Origin of the sequence: Pseudomonas sp. W5-01 (assembly GCF_046540435.1) — a bacterium.
Taxonomy (GTDB): Bacteria; Pseudomonadota; Gammaproteobacteria; order Pseudomonadales; family Pseudomonadaceae; genus Aquipseudomonas; species Aquipseudomonas graminis_B.
On the sequence record NZ_JAXCIP010000003.1, the window covers coordinates 336,569 to 348,992 of the forward strand.

The 12,424-nt window shown below is 60.5% G+C and carries 9 protein-coding genes; 5 read left to right on the top strand and 4 right to left on the bottom strand.

Annotation, left to right across the window (positions count from 1 at the left end):
• The 4 genes from SLW75_RS11520 to SLW75_RS11535 all read left to right on the top strand — a co-directional run bounded on the left by SLW75_RS11520 (nucleotide 1) and on the right by SLW75_RS11535 (nucleotide 5,601).
• On the top strand, nucleotides 1-822 hold the full coding sequence (locus tag SLW75_RS11520) for an NADPH-dependent oxidoreductase (protein ID WP_192132110.1): 822 nt from the start codon (nucleotides 1-3) through the stop codon (nucleotides 820-822).
• 385 nt (nucleotides 823-1,207) lie between these two features.
• Nucleotides 1,208-3,235 carry an FIST N-terminal domain-containing protein gene (locus SLW75_RS11525; protein WP_065986019.1) on the top strand — a complete coding sequence of 676 codons (2,028 nt, stop codon included), beginning with the start codon at nucleotides 1,208-1,210 and terminating at the stop codon, nucleotides 3,233-3,235.
• Nucleotides 3,236-3,288: 53 nt separating this feature from the next.
• Nucleotides 3,289-4,098, top strand: a complete 810-nt coding sequence (locus SLW75_RS11530; protein WP_065986018.1) for a helix-turn-helix transcriptional regulator — start codon at nucleotides 3,289-3,291, stop codon at nucleotides 4,096-4,098.
• Nucleotides 4,099-4,203: 105 nt separating this feature from the next.
• Entirely contained in the window at nucleotides 4,204-5,601 is a 1,398-nt protein-coding gene (locus SLW75_RS11535; RefSeq protein ID WP_410934682.1) for an NAD-dependent succinate-semialdehyde dehydrogenase, read from the top strand.
• Nucleotides 5,602-5,715: 114 nt separating this feature from the next.
• Here SLW75_RS11535 and SLW75_RS11540 read toward each other — a convergent pair whose 3' ends face one another.
• The 4 genes from SLW75_RS11540 to SLW75_RS11555 all read right to left on the bottom strand — a co-directional run bounded on the left by SLW75_RS11540 (nucleotide 5,716) and on the right by SLW75_RS11555 (nucleotide 11,008).
• Nucleotides 5,716-7,209 (bottom strand): M10 family metallopeptidase C-terminal domain-containing protein, encoded by a 1,494-nt coding sequence (locus SLW75_RS11540; protein ID WP_410934498.1) that lies wholly within the window; start codon nucleotides 7,207-7,209, stop codon nucleotides 5,716-5,718.
• Between the two features lie 281 nt (nucleotides 7,210-7,490).
• On the bottom strand, nucleotides 7,491-8,180 hold the full coding sequence (locus SLW75_RS11545) for a type 1 glutamine amidotransferase domain-containing protein (protein ID WP_065986742.1): 690 nt from the start codon (nucleotides 8,178-8,180) through the stop codon (nucleotides 7,491-7,493).
• Nucleotides 8,181-8,404: 224 nt separating this feature from the next.
• Nucleotides 8,405-9,007 carry a TetR/AcrR family transcriptional regulator gene (locus tag SLW75_RS11550; protein ID WP_410934499.1) on the bottom strand — a complete coding sequence of 201 codons (603 nt, stop codon included), beginning with the start codon at nucleotides 9,005-9,007 and terminating at the stop codon, nucleotides 8,405-8,407.
• Nucleotides 9,008-9,148: 141 nt separating this feature from the next.
• Nucleotides 9,149-11,008 carry an ABC transporter ATP-binding protein gene (locus SLW75_RS11555; RefSeq protein ID WP_065986746.1) on the bottom strand — a complete coding sequence of 620 codons (1,860 nt, stop codon included), beginning with the start codon at nucleotides 11,006-11,008 and terminating at the stop codon, nucleotides 9,149-9,151.
• A 259-nt stretch (nucleotides 11,009-11,267) separates the two neighbouring features.
• Between SLW75_RS11555 and nadA the strand changes: the two genes are divergently transcribed.
• Nucleotides 11,268-12,326 (top strand): quinolinate synthase NadA, encoded by a 1,059-nt coding sequence (gene nadA / locus SLW75_RS11560; protein WP_410934500.1) that lies wholly within the window; start codon nucleotides 11,268-11,270, stop codon nucleotides 12,324-12,326.
• The last annotated feature ends 98 nt before the right edge of the window (nucleotides 12,327-12,424 follow it).

Consider the following 12,424-nt stretch of genomic DNA (forward strand, 5'->3'; position numbering starts at 1 on the left):
ATGACCACAACCAGCCAATCCAGAATGGCGGCGCGGTACGGCGAGCCCGATGCGTCTGCGCTCACCACCTGGAACGATACCATCGATCAATTGCTCGACCATCGCAGCGTTCGTGCTTTCAGCACCGAGCCTCTGCCGGATGGGCTGGTGGAAACACTGGTCGCTGCTGCGCAGTCTGCAGCCACCTCTTCAAACCTGCAGGTCTGGAGCGTGGTCGCGGTGCGGGACACGGATCGCAAGGCGCGCCTCTCGGCGCTGGCCGGCAACCAGGCTTACATCCGACAGGCGCCGCTGTTTCTGGTATGGCTTGCCGACCTTTCTCGCGTCTCCCGTGTAGCCGAGCAGCAGCACGCCGAACTGCACGCGCTTCCCTACCTCGAAAGCCTGTTGCTGGGCACGATAGATGCTTCGCTGGCGGCTCAAAACGCCGTTGTGGCACTCGAATCGTTGGGGCTTGGCAGCGTTTACATCGGCGCCATTCGCAATGACATCGAGGGGGTCGCCAAGGAGCTAGAACTGCCTCCACACGTTTACCCCGTATTTGGCCTCTGCGTCGGCTATCCCTCCAGCGAACTGCCCGCGAAGGTCAAACCGAGGCTTCCACAGGCCGCGGTGCTTCACCACGAAACCTACGCGGCGGAGCCAGAGCCGGCCGCAGTCGCCGCGTATGATCAGCGGTTGGGGGCTTTCTACCAGCGCGAGGGGATGAGGGCAAACGGTTGGTCTGAACAAGTCGTCAACCGACTTCGTGACACCTCCAACCTCCATGGCCGTGAACATTTGGTTGAGCAATTGATCCGGATGGGGTTTGGCCTTCGCTGACGACGGGGCTCCAGGATTCAGCGATGGGATCAGCGCGCCTTGATTGCGCATGACAGATGCAGGCCTCAGCATCAGTGCGGCGGGCAGGACGTCGTTTTGATCGTCGAAGCAATGAGGTCGCGCCGCCACAGGTGGGCGTCGACAGAACGCCGGAGATTATGAAATCCCGGCGCTCACGCTCAAGCCCCCTTCGCGGCGGGCGCCACGGCTTTCGCATCCATCGCACCGACGGCGATTGAAACTGAAGCAATCATGCGGGCTTAGGTTCGCCCCCCCCGACCAATCCCGCGGGTTGTCCTTCAAGTCAGATTTTCCACGGCCGATACAGAGGAAAGCTGCCGCGTATGCAGTCATGCGCTCAGCGATCCCTTCTAGTGAGCCGACGATGAACCCACTCAAACTCTTCAACCGATCCCGCGCGAACCGTCAGGAAGCGATCAGCATTAACTGCACCGCTGGTGAACTGGATCGTGCCTTGGCAGGCGTGCGTTCGGTTCCCGTTCTGGTGACGGGTTTCGTCTCTCCCCATCTGGACATCGATCAGGTCGCGGCGCGTATCAAGCAGCGCTTTCCCGGCAGCGCGCTGAGCCTGTGCACCACCTCCGGCGAGCTGTGCAACAGTGCGACCGGTTTGTATTGTGCGACGGGCGATCGCTGGGACCGCATCGTCTTGCAGCTTTTCGAAAAAAGCGTGATTGCCTCCGCTGAAGTGGTGATGGTGCCGCTGGAATGCGAAGACATCCGCAGCGGCGGCAAGCGCATGGAAATGCGTGAGCGTATTGAAAAACTGGTCAACAATATCAAGCGTGCCCAGGTCAGCACGGCCATCGACCACCGCGACACCCTGGCCTATGTGGTGTTCGACGGCTTGTCGGCGTCCGAATCGTTCTTCATGGAAGCGCTGTACGAGTCCGGTCGCTTCCCATGCCTTTTTGTCGGCGGTTCGGCTGGTGGCAAGTCGGATTTCAAGAAGACGCTGATCCACGACGGCCAGCGCAGCTATCAGAATCATGCGCAGATTGTCTTCATCAAGACCGCTGCCGACATACGGTTCGGCGTGTTCAAAAGTCAGAACTTCAAACCCGCCGGGCTGACCTTCAGTGTCCTGACTGCGTCGGTCGAAGACCGCACCATCGACCAGGTGATCGACAGCCAGGGCAACATCATGAGCATGGTCCAGGCCCTGTGTAACGCCTTCAGTTGCGACGCTCACGCCCTGGAAAAGAACCTCGCGGAGTACTCCTTCGCCATTCGCGTGGGCAGCGAGTTGTTCGTGCGATCGATCGCGCGCATCGATCATGCACAGCAAATCATTCAGCTGTTCTGCGACGTGGCTCCCGGCGAGGAGCTGGTGATGGTCAAGCGCACCCCGTTGCGCGAAGCCACCCAGGTGGATTACGAGCAATTCCTGCGCGGCAAGGGCGGGCAGCCCGTGGCGGCGATCCTCAACGATTGCATCTTGCGTCGGGCCAACAACGGCAAGGACCTGGGCAGCATGACCGGATTGTTCGGTGACGTGCCGGTGGTGGGGTTCTCGACCTTCGGCGAAATTCTCGGCCTGAACCTGAACCAGACGCTCACGGCGATCTTTTTCTTCCGGGTGGCAAAAGGCGCGTCATTCACGGATGAGTACGTGGACAATTTCATCGCCCACTACGGAGAGTTCAAGGCGTTTTTCCTGCGCCGCCAGCTGAAAAAGATGGTGGGTTTGAACCACGTCATCGTGAAGCAGATCGAGGCATTCAAGCTCAACGATTTCAACAATGCGCTGGACACTCGCGGGCTGGATACCAAAGTGCTGCCCGTGTTCGAGGGCCTGGCCGCACTGGGTAGGGTCCTTGCCCAGGCCGGTCAGCAGCAGGAAGAGATGTCCACGCAAATCAAGCACTATTCCGGCGAGCTGCACCTGTCCATGGACGATCTGGCCGGAACGATTGACCAGCAGAACACTGTCTCGACAAACGCCGGTAATACCGTGGTAGCGCTGGTCAGCCAGGCGGACGAAGCGGTGGTCGGCGCACGAGCCCTTGCGGAATCGAGCCTGCGGATCCAGTCCATCGTGCAGGTGATTCAGCAAATCGCCGGCCAGACCAATCTGCTGGCGCTCAACGCCGCGATCGAGGCCGCGCGGGCAGGGGACCTGGGCCGAGGCTTCGCCGTGGTCGCCGACGAAGTGCGCAAGCTGGCGGAAATCACCCGCAAAAACGCAGCGGAGATTGGCGTCGACATCGACCTGCTCTCCAGCGAGATTCAGCGGGTGGCGCAGCAGATCGAGGACCAGTCCACCGGCGTCGGCGCGTTGCGCGAAATGCTCGATTCCCTGGAACACTCGAACCAGGCCACCGAAGGCACGGCGCGGCGTACTAAAGCCATCGCCGATACCTTGACCGGCTTGACCCACGCCAGACCATGACCCACGATGCCTGATTGTCGGCGATAAACGACAGCATGGATCACGAGTGAGTTATGGCGAAAAGACCGTCGATAGAGCAGCGCCGCGAGTTCGGCAATTTCCTGTCCAGCCGGCGGGCCCGCCTTGATCCGAAGGACTTCGGTCTACCGGAGGGGCCCCGGCGCACGCCGGGATTGCGCCGCGAAGAAGTGGCGGCGCTCGCCGGGGTCAGCGTCAGTTGGTACACCTGGCTTGAGCAGGGCCGTGACATTCAGCCCTCGCCGGACGCGCTGGAACGGATATCCAAAGTCCTCAAGCTCGACCGTGTGGAGTCCGCGCACCTGTACGCGCTCTCCGCGCTGGAAGTGCCGGTTGCTGCGACCGGCGGCGGGGTGACGGCCGGGCTGGAAATGCTGGTGCGCGCGATCAACCCGATTCCGGCGTATGTGCGCAACGCCCGCCTCGACATCCTGGCGTGGAACGACGCCATCGCCGAGCTGTTCGTCGACTACGGTTCGTTGCAACCCCATGAGCGCAACACGCTGCGTCTGCTGTTTCTGTACATTCCGTACCGCACCATCATCCTGGATTGGGAGCAGATGGCGCGGGGCATGATCAGTGCGTTTCGGGCATCGCGCGCGTTGGCCCAGGACAAGGCACCGTTCGACAGCCTGATCGAAGAACTCTCGGCGCAGAGCCCCGAGTTCAAAGAGTGGTGGCAGGACACCGAGGTCAAAGGCTTCGAAGAGGGTCGCAAGCGCCTGCTGCACCCCATCAGCGGCCATATCGATTTCACCTACGTCGCATTGACGCCAGAAGGGCGGCCGGACCTGTCGCTGGTGACCTACATTCCCCGCCACACTGCCTATGACTCACGGTCATAGGATAACAACACGCCTTCCTGGCTATTTCGGGCTTGCCTAGAGTGACGGTCATCGCAGCGCACATGTGCTGCACCGACCGCCAACGAGGTAATCACGATGTCTGACCTGAGCACGATCTCCACCGCAAACGTCGCCACATCACGCAACCCGGCCACCGGTGAGCTGATCGCCACTTATCCCTTCCAGACGCAAAGTGACGTCGAGCAGTTGCTGGACGTGAACGCTACGGCGTTTCGTCTGTGGCGCGCCACGCCAATGGCTGAGCGAGTGTCGGCTTACCGTCGTCTGGCAGCCATCCTCCGTGAGCGGTCGGAACCCTTCGCTGCGCTGATCACCGCTGAAATGGGCAAAACCCTGGCGGCGGCCCGTGGTGAAGTCGACAAGTGCGCAGCCACTCTTGAATGGATTGCCGACAACGGCCCGGCGATTCTTGCCGATGAGCCGGTCAATGTAGACGGCGACGATGAAGTCCATGTGTCCTTCCTGCCGATCGGCACCGTGCTGGCGGTGATGCCCTGGAATTTCCCGCTGTGGCAGGTGATTCGTGCCTCCGGGCCAATCATGTTGTCGGGCAATGGCTTCATGCTCAAGCACGCGCCGAACGTCATGGGCTCGGCTTACGCGTTGCAAGAAGCCTACGAGGCGGCGGGCTTTCCAAAAGGGCTGTTCACCAACCTTATTGCCGACAACGACACCGTGGCCCGCACCATTGAAGACCCGCGCATCGCTGCAGTGACACTGACGGGCAGCATGCGTGCAGGGTCTGCCGTGGCGGCCACCGCAGGCAAGGCGCTCAAGAAGAGCCTGCTGGAGCTGGGCGGCTCGGACGCCTTTATTGTGCTGGCCGACGCGAACATCGACCTTGCGGTGAAAGCCGCCGTCGAAGCGCGTTTCCAGAACGCCGGCCAGGTCTGTCTCGCGGCCAAGCGCTTCATTCTCGAGGCGCCGATCGCCGAGCAATTCACCCGCCAATTCGTTGCGGCGGTCGAACAACTGAAAGTGGGCGATCCGTTGGACAGCGCCATCAATGTCGGCCCGATGGCTCGTGCTGATCTGCGCGATGAGCTGGATGGTCAGGTTCAACGCACTGTTGCAGCTGGCGCGACGTTGCTGCTGGGCGGGAAGAAAATCGACGGTCCCGGCAACTTCTATGCGCCTACCGTGCTGGCCGATGTGAAGCCAGGCATGGCCGCATTCGATGAAGAAACTTTCGGGCCGGTGGCCGCGATCACCATCGCCGCCAACGCTGAAGACGCTATCCTGCTGGCGAACACCAGTGACTACGGACTGGGCGGCAGCCTGTGGACCCAGGATATTCCGCGTGCGCAACGCATCGCCCGGCGTCTGGAAACCGGCGGCGTGTTCATCAATGGGTTTCCGGCCACTAACGCGCGCATCCCGGTGGGAGGCGTCAAAAAGAGTGGCTATGGTCGCGAGCTGTCCCACTTCGGGTTGCGCGAATTCACCAACGCCCAGGCGGTGTGGGCCAAAAGCGTTGACTGAGAGTCAGTGAGCAGTACCCGCATGGGAGAAGCTGTGTCACCGCCCATGCTGCAAAAAGCCGTCGCACCTGCGACGGCTTTTTCGTACCTGCCATTTGGAAGGGCGCTTATCGATTCAACCGATTGGGTGCAGGTCAGCGGGTGCCAGGCCCACAAGCTCGATATGCGCAGCGCTCGCGTCAGCCACGATCAGGTTATCGGCGCTGAAAGTCTTGGCGACGTTCTTGTCGATACTGATCTCGAATCGGTTACCGTCAGCGTCCGCTTCGTAATCCTTGAGGTAGGTGCGGTGCAGAGCCGTGTCATAGATCACCTTGAGCGTGCCATCGGTGCCATCGCCAAGGCCTGTGTAACCCAGCGCTGAAACATCGATGCGGTCCTGAGTGGCGTCGAAGTTTTTGATGAAGTCCGAATTGCCCCGGAAGCTGTCGCTCTTCTCGACATATCGGAAGGTGTCGACCCCGGTGTTGCCCACCAACAGATCATCATCACCGCCTCCGACGAGGATGCCGCCCGCGGTCGAATTGGTGAACGTGTCACGGTGGTTATCGCCAGTCAGCGTCTGGTTGGCGCGGTCTGCTGCGTTGTCCCCGGCAAAGGTGAAGCGATCCATGTCCTGCAGGCCGGTAAGCGGATCCCGGTCGTATTGCGTCAGGTGCACGGCGAATCGGTTGCCGTCTTCATCGGCCTCGAAGGATTGGGCAATCGCGTAACCAGCTTCATTGTCGTAGCTGTAATTGAGCGTGCCGTTGTAGCCATTGCCAAGGCCGGTGAACCCCAGTGCCGAAACGTCCAGCAGATCACCGTCACCGAGGCTGAAGCTGTGGATGAGGTCAACGCTGGACTGGCCTGTGCCGTCGTTCACGAAGCTATCGGTGAGATGCTCGAAGACAAACGTGTTACGGGAGCCGCCGCCATACATCTCGTCCGCTCCGCCTCCACCGGTTACGATGTTGCCGGAGCGGGGAACGACCAGAAAGTCATCGCCATCGGTCCCGGTGATGACGTATTGCTTGTCGCTTAGCCCATGTTCGCGGCCAGTGCTTTCTGCAGTCAGGTCGTAACGCAGGGCGAAATTTTGCGTGCCAAGCTCAGCGGCGTGATCGCCTTCAAGTCTGACTTCGAATGCCTGGCCCTGGGCGTTTTTATCCAGCGAGCGAACATAGGTAATGTCCTCGTCGGCGTTGTAGGTCACTGCCAGATCGCCGTTGTGGCCATTACCAACGCGTTCCAGCCCGAGGGCTGTCAGGTCAAGTACGTCAGTGGATTGGAAGTTTTTGATCAGGTCCGAGTGGGAGCCCTGTTTGTCGAAGTAACTGTCCGTCACCGAGGTGTAGACGAACGTGTTCCCGTAGACATAAGCGGAGTGGCTGGTGATCGTATCGACGCCCGCGCCGCCGTTGTAGCGATCCTGTGCGTTGCTGAACGGGTCGGGACCCCCTCCCCAACCGATGAGGATGTCATCGCCATCGCCGCCAGAGATGAAGTCCCGCTTTGTGGTGCCCGTGATGGTGTCGTCATCCGCCGTGCCCACATAGCTGTCATAGGTGCCATGAGCAGTCATGACAACCGCTTCACTCTGCAATGCCGCTTTCGTTCCCTGAGCCATTTTTTCTCTCGCGATAGAGGGGTTGGTACTGCGATCGCCGTAAACGACAGATCCAGTTGCAATGGGCATCATGAGTGTTCATCAATGCCCGCCACCACCGTGGTAGACCCGTTAAAGCCGTGTTTGTTTGGTTATTCGCCTTCGCCCAGAAACGACAAAGCCCGACATAAAGTCGGGCCTGGGGTCGGGTTGAATCCGTTCATTACCAGTTCATGGCAGTTATCTCGTTGCGAAGGTGAGAAGCGGGGAGGGGTGCGAACACCCCTCGCGCTGGGCGGTGATCAGGCCGATTTGTTCTGCAGTGCTTCGATCAGCACGTCTGCCGCAGGACCGGAGGAAGCAGGGTTCTGACCGGTGATCAACAGACCATCGGTGAGGACGTACGAGCCCCAGTCCGGACCTTTGGAGTAGACGCCGCCCAGTGATTTCAGCTCGTCTTCCACCAGGAAAGGCACCACATTGGTCAGGCCGACCGCCTCTTCTTCGCTGTTGGCAAAGCCGGTGACCTTCTTGCCTTTCACCAGTGGCGTGCCGTCGGCGCTCTTCACGTGGCGCAGCACGCCAGGGGCGTGACAGACGACAGCGACGGGCTTGCCGGCTGCGATGAACGACTCGATGAGCTGAACGGAATTTTTGTCTTCGGCCAGATCCCACAGAGGGCCATGGCCGCCTGGGTAGAACACAGCGTCGAAATCTGCCTGGGACACGCTGTCCAGGCGAACGGTGTTGGCGAGCAGGGCTTTGGCGGTTTCGTCTTTCTCGAAACGACGGGTCAGGTCGGTCTGGAAGTCGGGCTCGTTGCTCTTCGGGTCCAGCGGAGGTTGGCCACCTTGTGGCGAAGCCAGAACGATTTCAGCGTTGATGTCGCTGAATGCGTAGTAGGGCGCGGCCAGCTCTTCCAGCCAGAAGCCGGTAGGACGGCCGGTGTTGCCGAGGGTGTCGTGGGAAGTCAGAACCATGAGAACTTTCATCGGGTGTATTCCTTGTGACGGGCTAAAGTAGGTACACCATAATCCTGAGTAGACCAGTCGTCTAGAGTTAATTCAAAAAATTATTTGCGCGTTGATTGAGCGATGGAGAGGTCCGCGCAAATGAGGTGCATGGGCTGGGCCGCACGAGGCCGGCAGGCGTCATGGCGGCGTGAACCAGGGATGAGGGGTTGCAGATGGTGCGGCGCACGGTTGCCGTGCGCCAATCAGGCCAGGCGCAGAATCACACGCGTGGTCGCCATGGCTGTTTCAAAAGGGGCAAGGCTTCTTTCAATCTTGACCATCACGCTGGCCCCGACCCACAGTTGATACAGGCTTTGCGCAACGGCGAAAGGATTCTCGCAGGCGGGCAGCGAGCCGTCGGCAACGCCAGCCTCGATCGCGCTGCCGAGCCGGTCGGTGATTCCGGCAGTGCCTCGCTTGAGAACGGCGCGCATGGTTTCCGACAGATCGGCCACCTCAACGCCGAGCTTCACGGCGAGGCATTTGCCCAGGCATTCCTGAAACGACTGCGTGTCCTGCCAGACGCGCCAGTAGTTCATCAAGCGCTCGCCCATGGGCAGGCCGGGCTCGCCGAGGATGCGATCAATGTCAGCGAGGTAGTCGTCGAAGTAGTGCTCAAGCAACGCCTCCCCGAAGGCATCCTTGGAGCCGAAATAATGATAGAAGGAGCCTTTCGGCACGCCCGCAGCGGCCAGAATTTCGTTCAGGCCAACGCCGGAATACCCCTTGGCGGCCATGATGCGCTGGCCGACGTCGAGGATGCCTTGACGAACATCAGATGAACCACGTGTTTGGGGAGTATTCATAGCGTCGGAGAATACATCCTAGTAAGTCGGTCTACTAGAGGATTCTGATGGACGATGCTGTCGTGGGTCGGCGCGGCCCGCGTCGAACGACGGCTGCGCCCCAAGCCGTCGTTCAGCGCGTTTATACCGCGAGTCTGCCCGCTATACCTGATCCACCGCTTCAGGCACGCCTTGATCCTCACCCAGAAACCCACCGCTCTGGTGATGCCACAGACGCGCGTAAGTACCGTTCTTGGTGAGCAGTTCAGCGTGGGTGCCTTGTTCGATGATGCGCCCGTCGTCCATCACGATCAGCCGGTCCATGGCTGCAATCGTCGACAGCCGGTGGGCGATGGCGATCACGGTTTTGCCTTTCATCATCTCATCGAGGCTTTCCTGAATCGCCACTTCGACTTCCGAATCCAGCGCGCTGGTGGCTTCGTCCAGCAGCAAAATCGGCGCGTTCTTCAGCATCACGCGAGCAATGGCAACCCGCTGGCGCTGGCCGCCCGAGAGCTTGATGCCACGCTCACCGACCAGCGTGTCGTAGCCGCTGTGGCCATGCTTGTCGCTGAGCTGACTGATGAACCCATCCGCCTGGGCATTGACCGCAGCGGTGTGGATTTCCTCATCGGTGGCGTCAGGCCGACCGTACGCAATGTTGTCGCGTATGGACCGATGCAGCAGCGAGGTGTCCTGAGTCACCATGCCGATGGCGCTGCGCAGGCTGTCCTGCGTGACCTGCTTGATGTTCTGACCATCGATGCGAATCTCGCCGCTGTCCACGTCATAGAAGCGCAGCAGCAGATTGATCAGCGTGGATTTACCGGCGCCTGAACGGCCGACCAGGCCTATCTTCTCGCCCGGGCGGATGGCCAGGTTCAAACCCTCCAGCACCTGGCGCTCGCCGTTGTAGTTGAAGCTGACGTTCTCGAAGGTCACCGCGCCGCCGGTGGTTTTCAGCGAGTTTGCATTCGGCGCGTCCTGTACTTTAGGGCCCTGAGTCAGGGTCGCCATGCCGTCCTGCACCGTGCCGATGTTCTCGAACAGCGAGGTCATCTGCCACATGATCCAGTGGGACATGCCGTTGATGCGCAGCGCCATCGCGGTAATCGCCGCCACCGCGCCAGTGCCGACGTCACCCTGATGCCACAGCCACAGGGCGTAACCGCCTGCGCCCAGAATCAACGCGACGACCAGCGCCTGATTGACGATTTCGAACTGGCTCACCAGACGCATCTGGCGAAAGCCCGTGTGCTTGAAGTCCTCCATCGCCGCGCGGGCAAACTGCGCTTCGCGTTTGGAGTGGGAGAACAACTTCACGGTGGTGATGTTGGTGTAGGCGTCGGAAATTCGCCCGGTCATCGACGACCGCGCGTTGGCCTGCTCCTGACCGACTTTGCCCAGGCGCGGCACGAAGTACAGCATCGCCAGGCCGAACAACACGATCCAGGCAAGGAACGGCAGCATCAGCTTCAAGGCGAAGCCGCCGGCCAGCGCGATGATGGCGATGAAATAAACGCCGATGCCGGGCGCGATTTCAATCAGGGTGAACAGCACGTCCCGCACCGCCAGCGCGGTCTGCATGACCTTGGTGGTGACCCGGCCGGAGAATTCATCGGAAAAGAACGACAGGCTTTGCCGCAGCATCAGGCGGTGAAAGTCCCAGCGCAGCCGCAACGGCAGGTTGATCGCCAGCACCTGATGCTGAACCATCGTACGCATGGCCACCAGCCCGACGCTGATCACCAGCACAATGCCGATGCCCCACAGCGCTCGGCTTTCTTCGCCTGCGGTGGCGCCGCCGTCCTTCCAGGTCGACAGCAGATCGACCACTTGGCCAAGAAACGAGAAAAGCCAGGCTTCGTAAATCGATACACAGGCGCTGAGCACTGCCAGGGCGAGGATGTAGCCACGCGCACCCCGGGTGCAGGCCCACAGAAAACGTACCAGACCCACAGGTGGCGGCGGCGCTTCGTCGGGTGGGAAGGGGTCGAGGCGTCGTTCAAATACGCGCAGCATGAGGGTCTCCAAAACTGTCCAGTGACGCAGATTCTGCCATTGAATGGCGGGCTTGAGGGTTTCGGTGCTTTTTTGACTGACTCGTTCCAACCATTGCGGACGTGTTTTTACGATGCCCTCGCTTGAGGCGATGGCGATGGCGCTAACATTGAGGGCGGGGACTGCCGGTAAGTGATCGCTCAACAGAACCCGTGCTAACTTCCCGGGCGTTTTCTACCCTGCGGACTTTTGCTCCGTACGCGCATTCAGGTTCATCGACATGACACACATCTCCGAACGTCTTCTGGTCCAAGCGCACCTGGACGCCAAACAGCCCAAAACCCTGAGCCCTGACGAGGAAGCGGAATACCGCCGCTTGATCGCCGCCGAGCTCAAGGCCCAGGACGCCGTGCTGGTCGCTCATTACTACTGCGATCCGGTGATTCAGGCACTGGCGGAAGAAACCGGCGGTTGCGTCTCGGATTCTCTGGAGATGGCGCGATTCGGCAAAAACCATCCGGCGAAAACCGTGCTGGTGGCCGGGGTGCGTTTCATGGGCGAAACCGCAAAAATTCTGACCCCTGAAAAACGCATCTTGATGCCGACCCTCGAAGCGACCTGCTCACTGGACCTCGGTTGCCCGGTCGATGAGTTTGCTGGGTTCTGCGAACAGCATCCCGAGCGCACTGTGGTGGTTTACGCCAATACGTCGGCCGCCGTAAAAGCCCGTGCCGACTGGGTGGTGACGTCCAGTTGCGCGCTGGAGATCGTCGAAAGCCTGATGGACAACGGCGAGAAAATCATCTGGGCGCCCGACAAGCACCTGGGCCGTTACATCCAGCGCGAAACCGGGGCGGACATGCTGTTGTGGGACGGCGCCTGCATCGTGCACGAGGAGTTCAAATCCCGGCAGTTGGAGGACATGAAGGCCTTGTACCCGGACGCGGCCATTCTGGTGCATCCGGAGTCGCCCGAGTCAGTCATCGACCTGGCCGATGCTGTGGGCTCTACCAGCCAGTTGATCAAAGCGGCGCAAACGCTGCCGAACAAAACCTTCATCGTCGCCACCGACCGCGGCATTTTCTACAAGATGCAGCAGCTCTGCCCGGACAAGGTCTTCATTGAGGCGCCCACTGCGGGCAACGGCGCCGCCTGCCGCAGTTGCGCGCACTGCCCGTGGATGGCGATGAACACCCTGGCACGCACGCTTCAATGCCTGCGCGAAGGCAGCAACGAAATCTTCGTTGACCCAGCGGTCATCCCTCACGCCGTCCGGCCGTTGCAGCGCATGCTGGACTTTACCCAGGCGGCGCGGATGAAAGCTTCGGGGAATGCTTGAATAAAAGCGGTTAGCTTCAAGCTTCAAGCTTCAAGCTTCAAGCTTCAAGCGGAAAGCCGATTGGCTGCGTTTCAGCTTGCAGCTTATGGCTTGCCGCT